Origin of the sequence: Shewanella sp. SACH (assembly GCF_001887095.2) — a bacterium.
GTDB lineage: Bacteria > Pseudomonadota > Gammaproteobacteria > Enterobacterales > Shewanellaceae > Shewanella > Shewanella baltica.
This window is the reverse complement of the sequence record NZ_MPDG02000002.1, coordinates 725,615-749,564: the sequence shown is the minus strand read 5'-3', so window position 1 is coordinate 749,564 and position 23,950 is coordinate 725,615. Positions and strand designations below refer to the sequence as shown.

The following is a 23,950-nucleotide window of genomic DNA, read 5'->3' as shown; positions in this document are numbered from 1 at the left end:
GGCGGTGAATTCACCGCCATTTCAACAACTATTCTAAACCGAACCTAATTAGTGCTCGCGGGTTTTTGCAAACTCAATATCAGGATACCTTTCCATCGAAAGATTCAGGTTGACCATAGTTGGCGCAATATAGGTTAAGTTGTCACCACCATCGAGTGCTAAGTTTTGGCTACACTTGCGGCGGAACTCTTCAAGCTTACGCTCATCCTTACAATAAACCCAGCGAGCGGTCGAAACACTAATACCTTCGTAAATGGCTTCAACGTTATATTCGCTCTTAAGACGACCAACAACCACTTCAAACTGCAGCACACCCACGGCGCCAACAATTAAATCGTTAGTATCGATTGGGCGGAATACTTGCACAGCGCCTTCTTCTGACAACTGTACTAAGCCTTTTAAGAGCTGCTTTTGCTTAAGCGGATCGCGCAGACGAATACGGCGGAACATTTCAGGGGCGAAGTTAGGCACGCCAGTGAAACGGAATTTTTCGCCTTGGGTAAAAGTATCGCCAATACGGATAGTGCCATGGTTATGTAAACCGATGATATCGCCTGGGTAAGCTTCTTCAGCGCGCTCACGATCGCCCGCCATAAAGGTTAATGCATCGCTAACGTTAACATCTTTACCAATACGCACATGGTGCATTTTCATGCCTTGCTCGTAACGGCCTGAACACACACGCATAAAGGCGACACGGTCACGGTGTTTTGGATCCATGTTAGCTTGGATCTTGAACACGAAACCGGTGAATTTTTCTTCATCAGGCATGATAACGCGTGTATCGCTTTCGCGCGGTAATGGCTTAGGCGCCCACTCGACGATGCCGTCAAGAATATGGTCCACACCAAAGTTACCTAACGCAGTACCGAAGAACACTGGCGTCAACTCACCTTTTAAGAAAGCTGCATGGTCAAATTCATGCGACGCGCCGCGCACTAATTCCATCTCATCGCGCAAATCAGCAGCGTAACTGCCTATCGCTTTCTCAAGATCCGGATTATTAATGCCTTTAATTACACGACGCTCTTGAATTGTGTGTCCCATACCGCCTTGATACAAGACCACTTCATCACGCAGAATATGGTAAATACCTTTGAACTCTTTACCGCTGCCAATAGGCCAAGTAATAGGTGCGCAGGCAATATTCAGCACGCTTTCGACTTCATCCATCAGATCGATAGGATCACGGATATCACGGTCGAGTTTGTTCATGAAAGTCACGATCGGCGTATCGCGTAGACGTGTCACTTCCATCAACTTAATAGTACGCTCTTCAACACCTTTAGCAGAGTCGATGACCATCAGACAGGAGTCAACAGCCGTTAGCGTACGATAGGTATCTTCAGAGAAGTCTTCGTGACCAGGCGTGTCGAGTAGGTTAACGAGGGCGCCACCATAGGGGAATTGCATCACAGACGTAGTAATAGAAATACCACGGTCCTTCTCCATTTCCATCCAGTCAGACTTAGCATGCTGACCCGATTTTTTGCCTTTAACCGTTCCCGCTTTTTGCAAAGCGTTTCCGAATAACAGCACTTTTTCGGTAATGGTTGTTTTACCCGCGTCGGGGTGCGATATGATCGCGAAGGTGCGACGTTTATCGACCTCTACTTTATTGCCTGACATGTTAACCTATGCACTAGTATCGCTAAAAAGGCGCAAATTATAGCGCCTCAGTTCGAGCTTGGCTAGGCAAAGCCCGAGATGAGCTCGGGCAGATGAGGGTTATTTTGTGGCTTCGAGCAAACCTTTGACTTTAGCGAGCTCAATCCGCGCATATCTATGTTCAACAAAATCATAAATATTGGTCGCCAGTGCGAGGCGGAAATAATTAGCAGCATCTTGATATTGCTTGTTTTCTATTGCCATTTTCGCCAGGTAAAAATAAGCTTCACATAAACGTTCGGCATATTCTTTTGGATGAGTTAAGCCAACTTTCGCAGCAGCAAACACATCATCATGGCTTTTTGTACCTAAATAATAATCAACGATAACGGTCGCCCAAGCATCATTGTCTAAATTCTTACGATTTTCAGCTAACTGTTTTTTAGCTTCAACTGCATCATCTTTAAAATCAATCAAATACAGCCACAATGCGCGATAACCATCTTTATTATCACCAGCATAAAATGCCTGCATATCTTTAGTGGCTAAATCGTTACGGTCGCCATAGTACAAGGCAATACCGCGATTCAAATAGGCGTAATCGTAGTTAGGAGCGAGTTCTAACACGCCATCGAACGCTTCATAGGCACTAGCGTATTCGCCTTCTTGGGTGTAATAAATCCCAAGAAAATTATAAGCATCGGCGAGATCGGGTTGCAGCTTCAGCGCTTGCATAAAATCGATGCGCGCGAGCAGTCTTAAGCCCACACTGTCGTAAATCACACCGCGATCGTAATGAAATCTGGCTCTTTGCTCATTGGTTAATTCGACCGTAGCCAAAATCTCGTTGAGCTTCGCTAACGTCACTTCCACTTTATAATCAGGCATGACAGGTGCGATAACCAATTTACCTTCAACATCATTATGGTTATCTAAAGGAGACTGGGTGGTAGCGCATCCGGCTAACAACAGACTGGCGCCCGCCAGCACAGCAACGACAGCGGTTCTAATTTTAAGACTCATCCATTTCTACCTTTTTAGATTCCCAACATACGCAGAAGAATCTTCATGATAGCAATCCCACCACAGGACTGCTATTGGGGAATTAAGATTAATACTGACTTTCTTAATGCCAAAAACAAAAAAGGAGATCATTTGATCTCCTTTTGATGCAATCACTTAGAAAGTGTGTGCCTATAAGTAAGTCAAAGACTCATTATTCAGCAGCGGCAGTTTCTTTAGTTTGTGCTTCTTTGATTGACAGACGTACGCGGCCTTGACGATCCACTTCCATTACTTTAACAGCAACTTCTTGGTTCAGTTCAAGGTGATCAGACACGTTAGCAACACGCTCATCACTGATTTGTGAAATGTGTACTAAACCGTCTTTGCCCGGCAGAATGTTCACGAACGCACCGAAATCAACGATACGGATAACTTTACCGTTGTAGATACGACCCACTTCAACTTCTGAAGTGATTTCTTCGATACGACGGATAGCTTCTTTGGTTGCTTCGCCGTTTGAAGAAGCGATCTTCACAGTACCGTCATCTTCCAGTTCAATCGTAGTGCCGGTTTCTTCAGTAAGAGCACGGATAACTGCGCCGCCTTTACCGATAACGTCACGAATTTTTTCTGGGTTGATCTTGATAACAGTGATACGTGGAGCGTGATCAGAAATATCATCACGGTGTGAACCAATCGCTTGATCCATCACATTCAGGATATGTACACGTGCGCCATAGGCTTGTTGCAGTGCGATATCCATGATTTCTTTAGTGATACCTTCGATCTTGATATCCATCTGCAGTGCAGTAATACCATCACGCGTTCCCGCAACTTTAAAGTCCATGTCACCTAAATGATCTTCATCACCTAAGATATCAGAAAGAACAACGAAATCATCGCCTTCTTTCACTAGACCCATAGCGATACCCGCTACAGAAGTCTTGATAGGCACACCAGCATCCATCAGAGCTAATGAAGTACCACATACTGACGCCATAGAGCTTGAACCGTTAGATTCAGTGATTTCAGATACAACGCGCACGCTGTATGGGAATTCAGCAGCTGAAGGCATAACAGCATTGATACCGCGCCATGCTAACTTACCATGACCGATTTCGCGACGCTTAGGTGAACCCACCATGCCTGTTTCACCAACAGAGTATGGAGGGAAGTTATAGTGCAGCATGAAACGGTTAGTGCGCTCGCCCATGATGCTGTCAATCTTCTGTGCATCACGTTCAGTGCCTAAAGTACAAGTCACTAACGCTTGAGTTTCACCGCGAGTGAACAATGCGCTACCGTGAGTACGTGGCAATACGCCCGCTAACACGCTTAATGCACGGATCATGTCGGGTTCACGACCATCGATACGTGGCTCACCACGGATGATACGACCACGAACCACTTTCTTCTCTAAGCTACCCAGCAAGTTGTCTACTTCACGTAAATCAATGCTTGGATTGCTAGCTAACAAGGCTTCTTTTGTTGCTGCTTTAACAACAGAAACTTGAGCATAACGATCTTGTTTAACTTGGATCTTATACGCATCACCTAAACCAGCTTCAGCAAGCTCTTTGATTTGGGCAACTAAATCGGCATCTTGCGTTGGTGCAGTCCAATCCCAAGTTGGTTTACCAGCTTCTGCTTTAAATTCAGCAATCGCTTTGATAACCACTTGTTGTTGATCGTGACCGTAAACAACAGAACCTAACATCACTTCTTCTGGCAATGCTTGGGCTTCTGATTCCACCATTAATACTGCACCAGCAGTACCAGCAACCACTAAGTTCAGTTGGCTGGTTGCAAGTTGCGCAACACTTGGGTTCAACACGTATTCGCCATCAATGTAACCCACACGTGCAGCACCTAAAGGACCGCTGAATGGAATACCAGAAATAGCCAGTGCCGCAGAAGTACCGATCATAGAGATGATATCTGGCTCGATTTGTGGATCGACAGATACTACAGTAATGATAACTTGAACTTCGTTTTTGAAACCATTAGGGAAAAGAGGGCGAATTGGACGGTCGATCAGACGAGCGATTAATGTCTCATCTTCTGAAGGACGGCCTTCACGCTTAAAGAAACCACCAGGAATTTTACCTGCTGCGTAGGTTTTTTCTTGATAGTTAACAGTCAGAGGGAAAAAGTCACGACCTGCATCTGCTTCTTTTTTACCGACAACAGTGACCAACACAGTCGTGTCACCCATACTCGCTAAAACGGCTGCATCTGCTTGACGCGCTATAACACCTGTTTCCAGGGTGACTGTATGTTGACCATACTCAAAACTCTTTACAATAGGATTCACGTGACCCATTCCTTAATTAATGACCTTGAATTACGCGCGTAAGTATACTGCAAATCGGATCAATAGATAAAGAGCAGATAATGATGACAAATACGCAACTTTTCACTAAAGTGGTTAAATCAACAAAGAGTTGCGGTTTACATTGATACGGAAATTCTCGCAGATGGTGAATAATTATCATAAAGGATGCGCCCGATGACAGGCCGTTTTAAGTCACTGACGTGGAAACAAACTAACCTAGTCGTATTTACTGCCCTATTTTTTGCCATTGCCATTTTTATTGTTGAAATCGCTTTAGTCGTCGTCTCAACCAAACAACAACTCACGACTACGCAGCAAGAACTCCTTGATTCAGTTGAACAACCTGCAGCAAATGCTGTCTGGGCATTGGATGATAATTTAGCCCGTCAAACCTTAGAAGGTGCCATTAAGGTTGAGCATGTCGGCTCAGCAGTGATTGAGCTGGACGATGGTTCCATGTTTGTGTCAGTTAGCAATAATAAAAAGAATAACTCGCAGACATTTATCAGCTTAAGTAACAAATTATTTGATGATCTTAAAGAAATCTCTCGCCCGCTGTACCGACCTTTTTATTTCGAAGGCACCCAACAACAGCAACTCATTGGCACATTAACGGTTTTCTACGATACCCAAGAGCTGACAAACACCCTTTTCTCACAGTTAAGATTTAGTTTTTTCGCCACACTTGCCCGCGCACTCTTACTCACCTTAGTACTTTCAGTGGTTTTCCATCGTTTCTTGACTCAACCTATCGCGCGTATTAGTGAGGCCATAGATAAGATTGAACCCGACTCACCGGACGAAAACCTCTTACCTATGTCCAATGCGCACAAGGATGATGAACTCGGCCTAGTGACCTCGAAATTCAACCAAATTCTTATCCAATTTAGCCAAACCCAATCCAAACTGCGCAAAATGGCGACCCGAGATCCGCTAACGGGTTTACCGAACCGCACATTATTGCTCGAAACCATCGCAGTCACTATCCAACGTTCGCGCGTGCACAAACGCAGCTTTGCCTTGATGTTTATCGACTTAGATAGATTTAAGAATATTAACGATTCCCTTGGCCACGCATTGGGCGATCAATTCCTCGCCCGTATCGCCCGTATTCTCGAACGCTTCGTTGGCGATAAAGGCACAGTGTCTCGCTTAGGTGGTGATGAGTTTGTGATTTTAGCCGACACAGTACACACCCCAGATCAAGCTGCTGATTTTGTTGATAAGTTACTTACCCAGCTTAATGTGCCAATCCAGTTAAATGAGCATGCGATTCATCCTGCGGCCTCAATTGGGATATCCATTTATCCTGAAGACGGTAACAGCGCAGAAGATTTAATACGTCATGCCGACATTGCCATGTACAGCGCTAAGGCTGCTGGTTCCAATCAATGGGCCTTCTTTAAACAGCAGATGACAGAGCGCGCCGCAGTGCGTTTACGCACCGAAGCATCCTTGCATGATGCGTTAAAAAACAACGAATTTTTGCTGTATTTCCAACCTAAACTCGATCTGCAAACGGGCAAAGTGATTGCCTGTGAAGCTCTGATCCGCTGGCAAAAAGACGGCCGACTCATCAGTCCGGTTTCTTTTATTCCCGTCGCCGAAGAAACGGGGATCATCATTCCGATTGGCCGCTGGGTGATAGAACAAAGCTGCAAAGTCTTAAGGGAGTGGCAAAAGAAATATAACTATGCCATCCCGATTGCGATTAATGTCGCCTCACAGCAATTCGCCGACGCCAGTTTAGTACCCGATATCAAACAGATGGCATTACGTTATCAGATCCAACCCGAACTGCTGGAAATTGAAATCACTGAAACCTCGCTGATGAACGACATTGAGCTCGCCATTGCTAAGCTTGAACAACTTAAATCAGCAGGGTTTGGTATTGCCGTCGATGACTTCGGCACCGGATATTCATCACTCTCTTATCTGCGCCATTTGCCCATTACCACCATGAAAATCGACCGCTGTTTCGTGTCCGATTTACCTGGGGATAGCGCAATCGCATCGACCATTTTGATGTTGGGTAAGCAGCTTAATTTGACCATTGTGGCCGAAGGGATTGAAAACGAGCAGCAATTGGATTGGTTGAAGGAGAATCAGTGCCAAGTCGGCCAAGGTTTCTATTTTAGCCAACCCCTGCCCCAAGCGGAATTTGAAGCCCTGTATATAGCAACACAGACAGCAACGATAAGCAGTCTTGATGGTTTACGTGGAGCTTAGGTTACTTTAATCAGAGTCAAGGTTTAGGCGGCGTTAGCCAGCGTAATAGGCATAACACTATCGACATGCTCAGGCCTAAATCCTACAAAGCTTAACGTAATCATATACTGAATTTTAGGCAATAAAAAAGGAGGCTTAAGCCTCCTTTTTTGCGTTAGTCTACGTGAAATTAACGACGTAGACCTAACTTTTGGATCAGTGCAGTGTAACGTGCTACGTCAGTACGTTTCAGGTAAGCAGTTAACTTACGACGTGAGCTAACCATACGTAACAGACCACGACGTGAGTGATGATCGTGAATGTGCTCTTTGAAGTGAGCTTGCAAATGGTTGATTTGCGCAGTTAACAAAGCAACTTGAACTTCAGTTGAACCAGTGTCGTTTTCACAACGGCCAAAATCAGCCAAAATTTTTGCTTTTACTTCAGTACTTAGTGACATGTATATCTCCAAATAAATAATATGAATCTCTAGCCGATCACTAACTCAGCCAGAGGGCGCGCTATTCTACCCAGAAACCCACCCTAGCGCAATAAAAGGTGGAGACTAATCCATGAACTAATTTATTAATTGGTTCATGGATAGCGGGCTAATCAGTTTCTGCAGGCTCGTCATGGATCACTATGAGTCGTTTTGGCGCGAGTAGGCCGTCTTCGTTCATCGTGCCAATCCCCACAAATCGGCGAATGTCACCTAAAGTGATACGCACTAGTTCATCGGTTTTCAAGTCTGCATTAACAGGGACCCGAACAGCCTGACCTTGCATTAAGTAAGGGGCGATTGCATCTGGCACATTCACCTCAGGGAAATCGGCCACAGCCGTATCCATAGGTAATAACAGCGGATCAAGAAGTACACTCGGATCTATCTGTTGTTCATGTGCTTGAGCAACAAGCGCTTCAAGTTGTTCTAAGGAAACCATTCTTGCATAGGGATATTGTGCAACTTGAGTGCGACGCAACATGATGACATGGGCGCCACAACCGAGCATTTCACCGAGATCGTCTATGATAGTGCGAATATAAGTGCCCTTAGAACAATGAATGTCTAAGGTCAGCTCATCGCCTTCAAGACCGATAAAATTAAGCTCAAATACCGTAATAGGGCGAGATTCGCGCGGCACTTCAATGCCTTCACGGGCATATTTATACAGGGGCTGGCCCTGATATTTAAGCGCGGAATACATAGAAGGCACTTGCTGAGTCTCACCACGGAAGAAATCAAGCGCAGTTAATAACTGTGCTTCAGTAAAATCAATGGCGCGGGTTTGCACCACTTCGCCATCGGAATCACTGGTGTCCGTTCGCTCGCCCAGCTTTGCGGTAACTAAATAGCGTTTATCGGCATCTAACAGATGCTGGGAAAACTTAGTCCCTTCGCCTAAGCACACAGGTAACATACCTGTCGCTAACGGATCAAGTGCGCCCGTATGCCCTGCTTTGTTCGCATTAAAAAAGCGCTTTACCCTTTGCAAAGCAAAGTTAGAACTCATGCCAGTGGATTTATCCAGCAGCACTATCCCATCGATAAAACGACCTTTTGGACGACGAGCCATTAATCTTTACCTTCCGTTTCATCTGCATCATCGGCAACATCATCACCTAAGACTTCATCTTCAACTGATGCGTCTTCGCTACCAAATTGCTTCTGCTTCGCTTTGTCTTGGTTGATCACTTGGCTAACTAAGTTAGACATGCGCATACCTTCAACGAGCGAGCTATCATAGATAAAACGCAGTTCAGGCATCACACGCAGCTTCATACGGCCCGCCACTAAAGTGCGGATATAAGGAGCTGCGCTGATCAAAGCGTTTAGCTTTTCTTGAACAACGGCTTTGTCTTCCTCGAAGAAAGTCACGAAGACTTTGGCATAGCTAAGGTCGCGTGAGACATCGACGTCATTCACGGTTACAAAGCCAATACGAGGATCTTTCATGTCGCGCTGTAGCACTTGAGCAAGTTCTTGCTGAAGCTGCTGAGCGATTCGACGAGTACGACTGAATTCTTTTGCCATAATATTTCTTACCATAGCTTAAATTGATAAGGGCGGCTAAAGCCGCCCTTATTATCGTTACAGAGTACGAGCAATCTCGACGGTTTCGAATACTTCGATTTGGTCGCCTACGCGAACATCGTTGTAGTTCTTAACGCCAATACCACATTCCATACCATTGCGAACTTCAGCAACGTCGTCTTTAAAGCGACGTAGCGATTCAAGTTCACCTTCGTAGATAACAACGTTATCACGTAGTACGCGAATTGGTGCGCTACGCTTGATGGTACCTTCGGTAACCATACAGCCAGCAATTGCACCCAGCTTAGGTGATTTGAACACGTCACGAACTTCAGCCAGACCGATAATTTGTTGTTTGAATTCAGGAGACAGCATACCTGTCATCGCTGCACGAACTTCATCAATCAAATTATAGATAACGCTGTAGTAACGTAAATCAACACTTTCGCTGTCGATTGTCTTACGCGCTTGTGCATCGGCACGCACGTTAAAGCCAACCAGGATAGCGTTAGACGCTGCCGCTAAGGTTGCATCCGTTTCAGTAAGAGCACCCACACCGCGAGCGATGATGTTCACTTTCACTTCATCGGTAGACAGACCTGTTAACGAGTCAGTAATCGCTTCGAGTGAACCTTGTACGTCTGCTTTAAGAACGATGTTCAGTTCTTTCACTTCGCCTTCAGTCATGTTCGCGAACATGTTTTCTAGCTTAGATTTTTGCTGGCGTGCCAGTTTCACATCACGGAACTTGCCTTGACGATACAGGGCAACTTCACGCGCTTTACGCTCATCACGTACTACTGTTGCTTCATCACCTGCAGATGGAACGCCTGACAGACCCAGAATTTCAACAGGAATAGATGGACCCGCTTCAGTGATTGAACGACCGTTCTCGTCTTTCATTGCACGGATTTTACCGTACTCAAGACCACACAGAACGATATCACCTTGGCGTAACGTACCTTCTTGAACCAGAATCGTAGCAACTGGGCCGCGACCTTTGTCCAATTGTGATTCAATGACCACACCAGCAGCCATACCATCACGTACCGCTTTCAGTTCGAGAACTTCAGCTTGCAGTAAGATACCTTCTAACAGTTCATCAACGCCTTCACCTGTCTTAGCTGAAACGAAGGCAAACATGTTGTCTCCACCCCAATCTTCAGACATAACACCGTGTTGCGACAATTCACTCTTAACGCGATCGATATCCGCTTCCGGCTTATCCATCTTGTTCACAGCCACGATTAATGGCACGTTACCGGCTTTAGCATGTTGAATTGCTTCGATAGTTTGCGGCATTACACCGTCATCGGCAGCAACAACTAACACAACGATATCCGTTGCCTTGGCACCACGGGCACGCATTGCGGTAAACGCGGCGTGACCAGGAGTATCAAGGAAAGTGATCATGCCGTTTTCAGTTTCAACATGGTATGCACCGATATGCTGAGTAATACCACCGGCTTCGCCAGCAGCCACTTTAGCGCGGCGAATATAGTCGAGTAATGACGTCTTACCGTGGTCAACGTGACCCATGATAGTCACAACAGGTGCACGAGACTCTTGCTTGATGCCATCTTCATCGTCACGATCTTTAAGCACTTGGTGCTCAAGTTCGTTTTCACGGATAAGCACAACTTTGTGGCCCATTTCTTCGGCAACCATTTGGGCAGTCTCTTGATCCAACACTTGGTTGATCGTGACCATAGAACCCATTTTCATCATCTGTTTGATGATTTCAGTCGCTTTAACTGCCATTAAATGCGCAAGTTCAGAAACAGTAACAGTTTCACCGATACGCACATCACGGCTTACCGCTGCAACTGGCTTGTTGAAGCCGTGCGCCATAGACTCAGGTGCTGTACTGCGGTTACGCATGTGTTTTTCACGGCCGTCACGGGCATCTTTGCCGCCACGTTTTTTGGCGTTGCTCTTGTTACGAGCACGACGTCCGCGTTTTTCTTCATCCAGATCAGAAGTATCTTCAGCAGCACGAGCCACTTTAGAAGTCGTGATGTGGTGATCACCGTTTTTCTCGGCTTCTAGACGTTGGCGCTCTTCTTCGGCCCAACGCTTAGAATGTTCTTCAGCCAATAGGCGAGCAGTTTCTGCCGCTTTAGCCGCTTCTTCGTCTTGCTTACGTTTTGTCGCCGCTTCTTGTGCTGCTTTTAAACGTTCAGCTTCTAGACGAGCCGCTTCTGCTTCAGGTGACATATCTTTAACCACTTTCACTTCGGCTGCTGCTTTGGCTTTCGCCTTGGCTTCTGCATCCGCTTTTGCTTTCGCATCTGCTTCAGCTTTCGCTTTTACTGCCGCAGCAGCTTCTGCTTCGGCCTTTGCTTTTGCCAAAGCTTCTGCTTCGACTTTCGCTTCTTCTTCAGCCTTCAGAGTAGCCTCATTAGCATCACGCTTGACGAAAGTTCGTGTTTTACGAACTTCAACTTTAACATCTTTAGATTGACCACCATTACCGGCCACACTCAGGGTCGATACGGTTTTACGCTGCAGCGTCATTTTCGTTGGCGCATTTTCGCCACCGTGCTGCTTTTTCAGATAATCCAGTAACTGCTGCTTTTCAGCTTCAGTCACGTTATCAGCTTGGCCTTTCTTAATTCCAGCCTGAGAGAATTGCTCAATCAGACGTTCAACACTTTTACCCACTTCCGTGGCCAATTTCTCTACGGTAGTATCTGCCATCAGTTAAATCCCCCTGTTGATCGACTTATGCTTCTTCGCCAAACCAACAGATATTGCGGGCTGCCATGATGAGCTCACCTGCTTTTTCTTCTGTCAATTCTTCAATTTCGATCAAATCATCAATGCCTTGTTCAGCCAAGTCTTCTAGAGTCACAATACCTTTGCTAGCGAAAACATAGGCTAAGTGTCTGTCAACACCTTCAAGTGCTAGTAACTCTTCACTTGGCTCCACACCATCCAGTGCTTCTTCAGTAGCGAGAGCTCGAGTTGAGATCGCCGCTTTTGCACGTTCACGTAAGGCTTCAACGAGATCTTCGTCAAAACCGTCAATCGCCAATAGTTCAGACACAGGTACATAGGCAACTTCTTCGAGCGACGTAAAGCCCTCGTCCGCCAGTACTTGTGCAAAATCTTCATCGACATCCAGTGAGTTAACGAATAATTCAACCACCTTGGCACTTTCTGCCTGGTGTTTCTTATTCATATCTTCCACTGTCATAACGTTCAGAACCCAACCTGTCAGTTGTGTCGCTAAACGTACGTTCTGGCCATTACGTCCAATGGCTTGTGCCAAACTATCGGCTTCAACGGCGATATCCATAGAATGGTTATCTTCGTCAACTATGATAGAGGCAACATCGGCTGGCGCCATGGCATTGATCACGTATTGTGCTGGATTATCATCCCACAACACGATATCAACACGTTCGCCACCCAGTTCATTCGACACGGCTTGTACACGTGCACCACGCATACCCACACACGCACCGATTGGATCGATACGACGGTCATTCGACTTAACGGCGATTTTAGCGCGCGCGCCTGGATCACGAGCTGCGCCCATGATTTCAATCAGTTCGTCAGCAATTTCAGGTACTTCAACACGGAAAAGCTCGATCAGCATTTCAGGTTTAGTACGGCTTAAGAATAACTGTGCGCCGCGAGCTTCTGGACGTACTGAGTACAATAATGCACGTACGCGGTCGCCTGGACGGAAAGATTCACGTGAAATTAAATCTTCACGGAACAACACGCCGTCAGCGTTATTACCTAAGTCAACCACTACGCTTTCGCGAGTTGCTTTTTTGACTATACCAGTGATTAACTCACCTTCTTGATCTTGGAACTGTTCAACCACTTGAGCACGTTCAGCTTCACGTACCTTCTGTACGATCACTTGCTTAGCGGTTTGAGTGGTAATACGGTCAAACACCACTGACTCGATATCGTCTTCGATAAACTCGCCAGGTTGGATGTCTGGATTTTCGTATCGTGCCGCTTCTAACGTGATTTCGCGGTAAGGATTTTCTAACGCTTCACCGTGATCATCAACCACCATCCAACGACGGAAAGTATCATAACCACCGGTTTTACGGTCGATAGCAACACGAACGTCAATATCACCTTCGTATTTTTTCTTGGTTGCTGTGGCCAGAGCAATCTCTAGCGCTTCAAAAATTTTCTCGCGTGGAACGGCCTTTTCATTTGAAACCGCCTCAGCGACTAGCAGAATCTCTTTATTCATCTCGTCTTGCCTCGTTCACCTTGAAACCATCAAAACTTAGCGATTAAGTTGCCTTTGCGGATATTATCCAATGCGACAACTAACTCTTTACCATTCACTTTCAGTGAGAGCATTTGCCCGTCGACCGCAGTGATGGCGCCTTTTAAATTACGACTGCCGTCAACCGGCATAGTCAATTGAAGCTTTACATCCTCGCCCACATAGCCCGCATACTGCTCAGCAGTAAATAAGGGTCTATCAACGCCTGGCGAAGAAACCTCTAGGGTATATTCTGTAGAAATAGGATCTTCAACATCGAGTACAGCACTGACTTGGCGACTTGCATTGGCACAATCTTCAATATTGATACCATTCTCACCATCAATGAACACTCGCAGTGTGGAATGCTTACCCGCTTGAACATATTCAATGCCCCATAGCTGAAAGCCTAATGCTTCCACAGGTACTTTGAGCATTTCTGCCAGTCTGAATTCTAACGTTGCCAAGATTGACCCCCGAAAAAACAAAAAAGGGCTTAATAGCCCTAGTACAACGCCACATACGAAGTATGCGACAAATTTAAAAGTCCCAGATAACAAAAAACCCCGTAATCACGAGGTCATTAATTTCAAGAACCTGTAAACCATAACGAATTCAAACACTATTCGTTACTAGGAGCTGGTTGCGGGGGCCGGATTTGAACCGACGACCTTCGGGTTATGAGCCCGACGAGCTACCATGCTGCTCCACCCCGCGTCAACTGTGTGCAAGTATATTGACTATCGTCATTTCTTGCAATAACTAAGAGAGAACTTATGTCGTCTATCTTAGTTATATTTGGTGCCGAGAGCGGGACTTGAACCCGCACGACCGTTAGGTCACAGCCACCTCAAGGCTGCGCGTCTACCAATTTCGCCACCTCGGCGACACCTTTTACTAGTCAGGAATTTTCGTTTCTGACTTTTGGGTTCCTTGCTCAACAGGTTGTGTGACCTGTTCAGTGTCTGAACCTAAATTTTTCCATGAATCTTCATTTTTTGCGTGGTTTGCACTTAAGTTGCCAATTAGCAGACTTAAAGTAAAAAACGCAATGGCAAGAATTGCCGTAGTGCGTGTCAGGAAGTTACCTGAACCGCTTGAACCAAACAGAGTACCTGATGCACCGGCGCCAAAAGAGGCCCCCATGTCAGCTCCCTTACCTTGCTGAATTAATACTAGGCCGATCAGACCTAATGCAACCAACAAGTAAATAACTACTAGAACTTCATACATATTATGCGCTCATCGCTATGGTACACAGACTTAAAAACTCGCTAGAGTTTAAGCTAGCACCGCCAATCAGTCCACCATCAACATCAGGTTGGGCAAATAAATCTGCAGCATTACTCGGTGTTACACTACCACCGTAGAGAATCCTGATATTTTCTCCGATAAACGGAGACACTTCAGAGAGGCGTTTGCGAATAAACGCATGAACTTCTTGTGCCTGCTCTGGTGTAGCGCTTTTACCTGTCCCTACAGCCCAAAGTGGCTCGTAGGCGATAATGGCGTTATCAAAAGCCATAGTGCCGTTTTTCTGGATCACTATATCCAACTCTTCCGCAATCACCTCAAAGGTGCGTCTTGCTTCACGTGCTGGACCTGACTCACCCACACATAAAATGGGAGTTAAGCCATGCTTTTGTGCAGCGGCGAATTTCTCCGCTACGATATTACTCGTCTCTCCGTACATACGGCGACGTTCTGAATGTCCGATAATCACATATCGACATCCTGAATCTTTGAGCATCTGACCTGAAACTTCTCCGGTATAAGCGCCAAAGTCGTGTTGACTTAGGTTTTGTGCGCCCATCCTAACAAGTGAACCGTCTAACGCTTCCTTGTTTGCTTCTAGCAGTTGCCTAACGCTCTCTAGATAGATAGAAGGCGGGCATAAAACCACTTCAGCTAAATCATTTTGGAGCTTAGAGGCAAATTTTTTGAACAACTCTTGGGCTAATGCCGCACTGCCGTTCATTTTCCAATTGCCAGCGACCATAGGACGTCTGAGTGCCATCACTGTCTCCTCTGAAAGCGGCGTGAATAATAGCGAACCACTTATTAAGTTACAATAGCTAAATTCGAATTTTTTCAGATATCAGGTTGGAATGCTTATTTTTTACACGCCAAAGCTGATTTCTGTTCATTTGTGCAGCTAACACCTTAATTTTAAATTGGTATCAGCCGCACTCATTACAAAATAGGCAAATATTAGCTTGCCGATTTTACGGCATCCGCAATCAAATTTGCGTGCGCCAATACTGCACTATGATCGTCACCTTCTACCATGACGCGGATCAAAGGTTCTGTACCTGACTTACGTAATAGTACTCGACCGCGCACGCCAAGCTCAGATTCAACCTGTGCCTGCGCCGCTTTTACTTTATCTGACTTAAGTGGGTCATGCTCGCCCTCAAAGCGCACATTGACTAACACCTGTGGCAACATTTCCATCGCAGAAGTCAGTTCTTCTAGTGTGGCATTTTGGCGACGCATAGCCGCTAACACTAAAATCCCCGCGACAATACCGTCACCGGTTGTGCCGTGGTCAAGATTAAGGATATGCCCTGAATTCTCGCCACCGATACGCCAATCGAGTTCTTTCAGTAATTCCATCACATAGCGGTCGCCCACTTTTGAACGTGCAAAAGGAATATCTAATGCTTGCAAGGCTAAATCAAGCCCAAGATTCGACATCAAGGTGCCGACCACACCGCCGCGCAATACGCCGCGAGATTTCGCATCACAGGCCAGAATATATAAAATCTGATCGCCGTCGATGACTTCGCCTTTGCTGTTGACCATCATAATGCGGTCACCATCGCCGTCGAGCGCGATACCTAAATCGGCATTTTCGGCCAAAACGGTTTCGCAAATCTTGCCCATAGACGTTGCGCCCACTTTGTCATTGATGTTCATCCCGTTGGGTTTATCACCAATGGCAATCACCTCGGCGCCTAACTCACGGAACACAGCTGGTGCTATGTGATAAGTTGCGCCATGGGCACAATCGACCACAATTTTTAGTCCAGTTAACGTGTGTTCTGCTGGGAAATTTCCTTTGCAATACTCGATATACCGGCCACGGGCATCTTCAATGCGCGACACTTTGCCTAACAAATGCGATTCAACGCAAACGAGGGGCTTTTCAAGCTCGGCTTCGATTTCTAGCTCTAAGTTATCGTCTAACTTACTGCCGTCGGTCGAGAAAAATTTAATGCCGTTATCGTAATAAGGATTGTGTGATGCGCTGATCACCACCCCTGCTTCGGCGCGAAACGTACGCGTCAAATAGGCGACTGCGGGCGTGGGCATAGGCCCCATTAACATCACATTAAGACCTGCGGCAGAAAGGCCTGCTTCCAGTGCCGACTCAAACATATAACCCGAAATACGGGTATCTTTACCTATGATCACCTTTTTGGTACCACTGCGGGATAATACGCGACCCGCTGCCCAACCTAGTTTTAGCGCAAGCTCAGGCGTCATTTGACCTGAACCGACCTTTCCCCGAATACCGTCAGTTCCAAAAAATTTACGTTCTTTCATATCGCCCCACAAACTCAAATGTGTCCCAATGATTTGGGATCATAATATTAATTAAATGCTTAACGAGAGCATAACGATGCTTAAAAATACGCTTGTGTCGCTTGTAACACCTTGAGCATATCCACAGTTTCAGCAACGTCATGTACGCGAATGATATGAGCTCCCTTTTGGGCCGCTATCATAGCGCCAGCAAGGCTCCCAGCAAGACGCTCTGAGGTCGGTTTTGCTAAGAGGTTCCCTATCATGCTCTTACGAGACAATCCTATCAATACGGGTAAATCAAACTTGGCAAAACAATCGAGCTTTGCCAGTAATTCATAGTTATGTTCTAAGCTTTTACCAAAGCCAAATCCCGGATCGAGTATTAATAACTCTCGGGGGATCCCAGCATGTAAGCAAGCGTCAATCCGCTCGGTTAAAAAGCCAGAAACTTCTTCAATAACATCATAATACGTCGGCGAAGACTGCATATTCTTCGGCTCACCCTGCATATGCATTAAACATATCGGGACGTGCAACTCTGCGGCAGCTTCGAGCGCACCGGGTTCCATCAAGGCACGCACATCATTAATCAGGTGTGCACCCGCAGCGACAGCTTGGCGCATCACTTCAGCTTTACTGGTATCGACCGAAATCCACACATCATGGTGCGTCGCCACATATTTTACTAACGGGATCACCCGCGCAAGTTCATCGTCTAAGCTCACCTCGGCGGCGCCGGGCCTTGTTGACTCTCCACCAATGTCTATCATCCCCGCGCCTTGAGCCACCATGTCATCGGCATGCTGACAGGCAAGTTCATAGGAAGAATATTGACCACCGTCGGAAAAGGAATCGGGAGTGACATTCAGAATGCCCATCACTATGGGCGAAGATAACGCGAGGCGTTTAGTGCCAGCAATCAGTTCAAACACGCATTTACTCCAATAATACGAACACTTACGATTTTACCTATAGGTATAACTAGCGTCATTAGTTTTAGCCTTCACTTTCTATCTGAGGTGACTGATGTCAGAGGCGAAATTTCAGTAATGGCAAAGTGGATAAATGACAGCGCAGTCAAATTGCTAACAAGATAAAACAAGAAAACCCCTTTACGGGGTTTTCTTTTATTTCACAACAAATTACTTAGCAGGTGATTCATCAGGCTCTTTCAAGTCTGGTTCAGCAGACGCTGTAGTCACAGTATCTTCAGCTTTCTCAGCTGGTTCACCATGACCGCTGCCTTTGTCGTTAGAACCATGGTCATCCACTTGCCAATCGGCGGGTTGACGCACTTCGCGACGCTTCATTAAATCGTCAATTTGAAGTGAATCAATGGTTTCATACTTCATTAGAGCTTCTTTCATCGAGTGCAGAATATCGAGGTTATCGGTCAATATCTGTCTCGCTCTCGCGTAGTTCTTGTCGATAAAGACTTTCACTTCCGCGTCGATGATAGTTGCAGTTTCATCGGACATGGCTTTGGCTTTACCCATGCTGCGGCCTAAGAACACTTCACCGTCTTCTTCGGCATACAGTAATGGACCTAGCTTGTCCGAGAAGCCCCACTGAGTCACCATGTTACGCGCAATAGAGGTCGCGTATTTGATGTCCTGTGATGCACCAGTCGACACTTTTTCAGTACCGTAGATAAGCTCTTCAGCTAAACGACCACCGTAAGCGACTGAAATTTGGCTTTCTAACTTACGACGGCTCTGACTCACTGAGTCCGCTTCGGGTAAGAAGAAAGTGACACCCAGCGCACGGCCGCGAGGAATGATAGTGACCTTATGCACAGGATCGTGCTCTGGTACTAAACAACCTACAATTGCATGGCCCGCTTCGTGGTATGCAGTCATTTCTTTTTCGGCTTCAGACATCACCATAGAACGGCGCTCAGCACCCATCATGATTTTATCTTTTGCACGCTCAAATTCTTCCATGCCCACTACTCGGCGATTTCCACGAGCCGCAAACAGGGCCGCTTCGTTCACTAAGTTAGCTAAGTCAGCACCAGAGAAACCTGGGGTACCACGGGCAATTACACTCGCCTTCACATCTTCAGAAAGCGGTACTTTACGCATATGCACTTTCAAAATCTGCTCACGACCACGCACGTCTGGTAAGCCAACGACCACTTGACGGTCAAAACGACCTGGACGCAGCAGTGCAGAATCGAGTACGTCTGGACGGTTAGTTGCCGCGATAACGATAACGCCTTCATTACCTTCGAAGCCGTCCATCTCAACCAGCATTTGGTTCAGTGTTTGCTCACGTTCATCATGACCACCACCTAAACCCGCGCCGCGTTGACGACCGACCGCATCGATTTCATCGATAAAGATGATACAGGGCGCAGACTTTTTCGCTTGTTCGAACATGTCACGCACACGGGATGCACCAACACCAACGAACATTTCAACGAAATCAGAACCCGAGATAGTGAAGAAAGGTACTTTAGATTCACCCGCAATGGCTTTGGCCAGCAAGGTTTTACCTGTACCTGGAGGACCCACCATCAGTACGCCCGTTGGAATACGGCCGCCCAATTTTTGGAATTTAGTTGGGTCACGCAGATAATCAACTAACTCTTTGACTTCTTCTTTTGCTTCGTCACAACCAGCAACATCGGCAAACGTCGTTTTAATCTGATCTTCGCTCATCAGCTTGGCTTTGCTCTTACCAAAGGACATAGCGCCTTTGCCACCGCCGCCTTGCATCTGGCGCATGAAGAAAATCCATACCCCGATAAGCAATAACATAGGGAACCAAGAGATGAAGATTTGGGTTAGGAACCCAGATTCTTCGGCTTCTTGGCCCTTCATGGTGATGCCTTTACGATCAAGATCATTAATTAAATCTTGGTCATATAACGGCATGATAGTCGTGAACTTTTCACCCGTTCGCTTAGCACCTTCAATAGTACGTTGGTCGCTTTTAACTTCAACAGTTGCGACCTGCCCATCACGGACATTATCTAAGAAGGTAGAATAATCCATCTTCTGCGATGACGAAGAAGAGGGGGAGTAACCCTGAAACACTGACATCAGCACAACGGCGATGACAACCCAGAGTATTAGATTTTTTGCCATGTCACTCAAATTACTAGACCTCATTAAGTCTTGCGATTATTAACGCTAGGTTACTACAACTTGTACCCAGTCGCCACAAGATAGACTTCACGGGAACGCGCTCGTGAAGAGTCTGGTTTACGTGTTTTAACGACTTTAAACACTGCTTTTACCGCTTTCATGTATTCGTCAAAGCCCTCCCCCTGAAAGACTTTTACCGCAAAACAGCCATTAGGAGCCAATACTTGATGGCACATATCTAACGCCAACTCCACTAAATACATGGCACGGGGTTGATCAACACTATCTGAACCACTCATGTTGGGCGCCATATCAGACAACACAACGTCAACCTTAGCATCACCGACGCGAGTAAGTAATGCTTGAAGGACTTTATCTTCACGAAAATCCCCTTGCAAAAAATCTACCCCGACGATGGGATCCATAGGCAAAATGTCACAGGCGATGACTTTACCTCTATCTCCCGCTAATTTAACTGCCACTTGAGACCAACCTCCTGGAGCAGCACCGAGATCAACCACAGTCATGCCTGGGCGAATCAGTTGATCCTTTTGCTGGATCTCCTCAAGCTTAAACGCAGCGCGAGATCGCAAGCCCATTTTTTGGGCGAGTTTGACATAGTGATCATCAAAGTGTTCTAGCATCCAGCGATTAGAACTGGCCGTACGTTTTATACCTGACATTTAAAATCCGCAACAATTGAGAGTTACACAAAGGCTATATAAGGGTAGAATAGCCGTTTTTCAACAGTAACTCAGCAAAAGTTGGTAGAAATGAACTTAACAACCAAACAAAAACAGCATTTAAAAGGTCTAGCGCATCCGCTAAAGCCAGTGGTGCTGCTTGGTGCCAATGGATTGACTGAAGGTGTACTCGCTGAAATTGAAAGCGCACTCGCTTATCATGAATTGATTAAAGTGAAAGTAGCCTCTGCCGACAGAGAGCTAAAAAATGCCATCGTTGATGCCATAGTACGTGAAACTCAATCCGCAAAAGTGCAACTTATTGGTCATATTCTGGTGATTTATCGTCAATCACCAGAAATGAAGATTGCTTTGCCAAAGGCAAAGTAATTTTTCTTGATTTTTATTGTGTTAACAAAGAGGCCACTCAATTGAGTGGCCTCTTTGTTTTTACTACAAATTAAAATAAAGCACTAAGGCGTATCAGAAATCACTTGTTCCTTATAATGCTCAGGCGTTAAACCTAATAATTCAGGCAATGAGGTGCCAACAGAAATCGATGAGAATGTCCCGGTTAAAATACCGATAAACATCGCTATCGAGAATCCTTCCAGCGGCCCACCACCCATGATCCACAGCGCACCGACCGTCATTAAGGTTGTCCCTGACGTCACCATAGTACGGGAGAATGTCGCCACAATCGCTTGGTTATTAATTTCTTGAATCGCAAGCTTTGGTTTAGCAATCAATAATTCACGGATACGGTCAGCAATGATAATCGAGTCATTTAACGAATAGCCTAAAATCGCCAGCACAGCCGCCAGTACCGTTAAATTAAACTCCATCTGCGTCAGCGCAAAAAACGCCAGTACGAAGACGACGTCGTGCACTAGCGCAAACAAAGCACCCGATGCGAGTCGCCACTCGAAGCGATAACTTAAATAGCCTAAAATACACAGCATAGCGACTAACAGCGCTAACCCGCCCTGCTCCGCCAGTTCTTGACCAATCTGCGGCCCAACAACGCTGCTGTTAAGGACTTGCACTTCAGAGTTAAGTGGCGCTAATGCCTGCTGAATATCGACATTGCTTTGCTCAGTATCAGCACTCTTTATATCACCATAGCGTAATACCCAACGGCCCGGCTCACTGGCCGAGATCACAGAGACCTCCTGCTGATAGGCAGCGTTAAGCAAAGGTTGTAACTCACTGCTGGTGATTTTTCTATCGAGCTGAACTTCAGTCACCACACCACCGGTAAAGTCTAATCCCCAGTTAAAACCCTTTACACCTATGATGGCTAATGACGTTATCATCAATAAAATTGAGATAGCACTGGAAACATAACGCCATTTTGTTAGATTGATATTTTTCATGGTTATACCCTCACATGACGACTAACATCACGTCCGTAAACTAAGTTAATCAAGGCTCTTGAAGCAAAGATACCGGTAAACATGCTGGTCAACAGACCTAGACCTAAGGTCAAGGCGAAACCTTGAATTGGGCCATTACCGATGGAATACAGCACGACAGCCGTGATCATAGTGGTGAAGTTAGCGTCGAAAATGGTCGAAAACGCACTATCAAACCCCGTATCAATTGCCAGCGCAAAACTGCGACCTTCTTTTAACTTGTCTTTTATTCGCTCAAAAATCAGCACGTTGGTATCGACGGCCATACCCACGGTTAACACTAGGCCAGCAATACCGGGTAAGGTCAGCACAGCACCAGGGATAAGCGCCAGTAGGCCAAACAAGATCACCATGTTAGAGATCAGCGCGATATTCGCCACCCAACCGAGACGACGATACCAAAGCGCCATAAACAACAAGGTAATCCCCATACCTAGACCAAGCGCAGCAAAACCGTTTTCAATGTTTTCAGCGCCTAACGTCGGGCCAATGGTACGCTCTTCCACAATCGTCACTGGCGCCGTCATAGAGCCAGCTCTCAGTAACAGGGCTAATTGCTGCGCTTCTTGATAGGTGCCAGCGCCAGTGATGCGGAAGCGGTCTCCAAGCTGGGATTGAATGGTCGCGACGCTGATAATCTCTTGAGTTTGCTTAGCCTTACCTTGTTCATCACGGCTGTATTCGCTGTAAGACGTCGCCATAGGTTTGCCAATATTGGTACGGGAAAACTCAGACATTTTCTGCCCGCCGACACGGTCGAGGTTAATGTTCACCTCGGCCATGCCCATCTCACCTAAACTCGCTCTGGCATCGACAATGTGATCGCCGCCCAGTACTGGCGTGCGGCCCACATAAATAGGCTTACCCGACTTGTCGTTAAGCACCATGGCATTCACAGAACCTGACTCTTTCACCTCAAAGAAAGCCAGACTCGCTGTAGCACCAATGACGTTTTTCGCGGCTGCAGGATCTTGCACGCCAGGCAACTCAATCCGAATTCGATGATCGCCTTGGCGCTGTACTAAGGCTTCTGTGATGCCAAGTTCTTCAATACGACTGCGCATAACTTGCAAGTTTTGCTGCACAGTCAAATTACGCAGTTTAGTTTGTTCCTCTTGACTCAACTTAATCTGTAAACCCGCGCCATCGGTATTGGATAATTGCCAATTTGGATAGGACTGTTTCATCATCTGACGCACGGCGGCGCGGGCGTCATTATCGGGCAGCGTCAGGTTTAACTGGTTAGTTTGGTCCAAATAGACGCTGGCACCACGGATCTTCTGCTCACGGATGAATTGACGTAGCGAATCAACTAACGCCTCACCCTGAGTTTGATACACAGGGTCAACATCCACATCGAGTAGAAACTGCACCCCACCACGTAAGTCGAGCCCTAGTTTAATCGGCTGAAAACCTAAGTTTTGCAACCAACTCGGCGCGGCACTGGCAAGGGATAAGGTCAACTCTTTGGGCTCTGTCACCATAGAAGAAACCAAGGTTTTGACTAAGGTTTGTTGGTTATCCGCATCGAGGACAATCAGGGTTTCGCCATTCTTTTGGTCGATGCGTTTTACCGTCACGCCTTCGGCTTGCAGCTTATCTCTAAGGGCTACGGGCGTGAGTGTTAACCCAGCCTTAGCGCCCACTTGCACCGCGGCATCCTCACCATAAAATGTCGGCAAGGCACTGAATAACATCACTATGATGGTGACGATAAGAACTATATATTTCCAAGCTGAATAGTGATTTAGCAGCCGTTTATTAGGTTTTCTTTCCATGGGATTAACTCGCTATTTAT

The 23,950-nt window shown here is 46.3% G+C and carries 19 protein-coding genes and 2 tRNA genes; 2 read left to right on the top strand and 19 right to left on the bottom strand.

All coding sequences use genetic code 11. The features are described from left to right. Positions 1-48 precede the first annotated feature (48 nt). From prfC to pnp, 3 genes are all read right to left on the bottom strand, one after another. A complete protein-coding gene (gene prfC, locus BM607_RS11200) occupies positions 49-1,629 on the bottom strand; it encodes a peptide chain release factor 3 (RefSeq protein ID WP_006082709.1) in 1,581 nt (526 codons plus the stop codon). A gap of 99 nt (positions 1,630-1,728) precedes the next feature. Further along, complete coding sequence (gene nlpI / locus BM607_RS11195; protein WP_071938401.1) at positions 1,729-2,631, bottom strand: lipoprotein NlpI; 903 nt, start codon at positions 2,629-2,631, stop codon at positions 1,729-1,731. A 193-nt stretch (positions 2,632-2,824) separates the two neighbouring features. After that, complete coding sequence (gene pnp / locus BM607_RS11190; RefSeq protein WP_006082711.1) at positions 2,825-4,927, bottom strand: polyribonucleotide nucleotidyltransferase; 2,103 nt, start codon at positions 4,925-4,927, stop codon at positions 2,825-2,827. A 195-nt stretch (positions 4,928-5,122) separates the two neighbouring features. On the opposite strand from pnp, the gene BM607_RS11185 reads away from it, so the two are divergent. Further along, on the top strand, positions 5,123-7,177 hold the full coding sequence (locus BM607_RS11185) for an EAL domain-containing protein (RefSeq protein WP_006082712.1): 2,055 nt from the start codon (positions 5,123-5,125) through the stop codon (positions 7,175-7,177). Between the two features lie 169 nt (positions 7,178-7,346). Here BM607_RS11185 and rpsO read toward each other — a convergent pair whose 3' ends face one another. The 14 genes from rpsO to rlmE all read right to left on the bottom strand — a co-directional run bounded on the left by rpsO (position 7,347) and on the right by rlmE (position 20,737). Next, positions 7,347-7,616 carry a 30S ribosomal protein S15 gene (rpsO, locus tag BM607_RS11180; RefSeq protein ID WP_006082713.1) on the bottom strand — a complete coding sequence of 90 codons (270 nt, stop codon included), beginning with the start codon at positions 7,614-7,616 and terminating at the stop codon, positions 7,347-7,349. A 148-nt stretch (positions 7,617-7,764) separates the two neighbouring features. Then, positions 7,765-8,730 (bottom strand): tRNA pseudouridine(55) synthase TruB, encoded by a 966-nt coding sequence (truB, locus tag BM607_RS11175; protein ID WP_006086939.1) that lies wholly within the window; start codon positions 8,728-8,730, stop codon positions 7,765-7,767. Continuing rightward, positions 8,730-9,188, bottom strand: a complete 459-nt coding sequence (gene rbfA, locus BM607_RS11170; RefSeq protein WP_071938402.1) for a 30S ribosome-binding factor RbfA — start codon at positions 9,186-9,188, stop codon at positions 8,730-8,732. The genes truB and rbfA overlap by 1 nt, the downstream gene beginning before the upstream one ends. Before the next feature lie 57 nt (positions 9,189-9,245). Then, positions 9,246-11,888: a translation initiation factor IF-2 gene (gene infB / locus BM607_RS11165; protein WP_006082716.1), complete on the bottom strand. Its 2,643-nt coding sequence runs from the start codon at positions 11,886-11,888 to the stop codon at positions 9,246-9,248. A 25-nt stretch (positions 11,889-11,913) separates the two neighbouring features. Further along, complete coding sequence (nusA, locus tag BM607_RS11160; RefSeq protein WP_006082717.1) at positions 11,914-13,413, bottom strand: transcription termination factor NusA; 1,500 nt, start codon at positions 13,411-13,413, stop codon at positions 11,914-11,916. Positions 13,414-13,442: 29 nt separating this feature from the next. Beyond that, positions 13,443-13,898, bottom strand: a complete 456-nt coding sequence (gene rimP, locus BM607_RS11155) for a ribosome maturation factor RimP (protein ID WP_006082718.1) — start codon at positions 13,896-13,898, stop codon at positions 13,443-13,445. A gap of 173 nt (positions 13,899-14,071) precedes the next feature. Continuing rightward, positions 14,072-14,148, bottom strand: a tRNA-Met gene (locus BM607_RS11150). An 82-nt stretch (positions 14,149-14,230) separates the two neighbouring features. After that, positions 14,231-14,317, bottom strand: a tRNA-Leu gene (locus tag BM607_RS11145). A gap of 11 nt (positions 14,318-14,328) precedes the next feature. After that, the gene (secG, locus tag BM607_RS11140; protein WP_006082719.1) at positions 14,329-14,664 is read right to left on the bottom strand and encodes a preprotein translocase subunit SecG; all 336 of its coding nucleotides are present in this window, start codon (positions 14,662-14,664) and stop codon (positions 14,329-14,331) included. Between the two features lies 1 nt (position 14,665). Beyond that, positions 14,666-15,448, bottom strand: coding sequence for a triose-phosphate isomerase (gene tpiA / locus BM607_RS11135; protein WP_071938403.1), 783 nt, complete (start codon positions 15,446-15,448; stop codon positions 14,666-14,668). A 194-nt stretch (positions 15,449-15,642) separates the two neighbouring features. Continuing rightward, positions 15,643-16,980: a phosphoglucosamine mutase gene (gene glmM / locus BM607_RS11130; RefSeq protein WP_071938404.1), complete on the bottom strand. Its 1,338-nt coding sequence runs from the start codon at positions 16,978-16,980 to the stop codon at positions 15,643-15,645. 80 nt (positions 16,981-17,060) lie between these two features. Further along, positions 17,061-17,894, bottom strand: a complete 834-nt coding sequence (folP, locus tag BM607_RS11125) for a dihydropteroate synthase (RefSeq protein WP_071938405.1) — start codon at positions 17,892-17,894, stop codon at positions 17,061-17,063. 210 nt (positions 17,895-18,104) lie between these two features. Continuing rightward, positions 18,105-20,078 (bottom strand): ATP-dependent zinc metalloprotease FtsH, encoded by a 1,974-nt coding sequence (gene ftsH / locus BM607_RS11120; protein ID WP_011847519.1) that lies wholly within the window; start codon positions 20,076-20,078, stop codon positions 18,105-18,107. 29 nt (positions 20,079-20,107) lie between these two features. Beyond that, positions 20,108-20,737, bottom strand: a complete 630-nt coding sequence (gene rlmE / locus BM607_RS11115; protein WP_006082724.1) for a 23S rRNA (uridine(2552)-2'-O)-methyltransferase RlmE — start codon at positions 20,735-20,737, stop codon at positions 20,108-20,110. 90 nt (positions 20,738-20,827) lie between these two features. Here rlmE and yhbY point away from each other — a divergent pair, with 90 nt between their 5' ends. Continuing rightward, the gene (gene yhbY, locus BM607_RS11110; protein ID WP_006082725.1) at positions 20,828-21,127 is read left to right on the top strand and encodes a ribosome assembly RNA-binding protein YhbY; all 300 of its coding nucleotides are present in this window, start codon (positions 20,828-20,830) and stop codon (positions 21,125-21,127) included. Between the two features lie 83 nt (positions 21,128-21,210). Here the strand turns inward: yhbY and secF are convergent, their stop codons facing one another. Both secF and secD read right to left on the bottom strand, forming a co-directional pair. Beyond that, complete coding sequence (secF, locus tag BM607_RS11105; protein ID WP_006082726.1) at positions 21,211-22,113, bottom strand: protein translocase subunit SecF; 903 nt, start codon at positions 22,111-22,113, stop codon at positions 21,211-21,213. A 2-nt stretch (positions 22,114-22,115) separates the two neighbouring features. Further along, positions 22,116-23,930: a protein translocase subunit SecD gene (gene secD, locus BM607_RS11100; RefSeq protein WP_071938406.1), complete on the bottom strand. Its 1,815-nt coding sequence runs from the start codon at positions 23,928-23,930 to the stop codon at positions 22,116-22,118. Between the last annotated feature and the right edge of the window lie 20 nt (positions 23,931-23,950).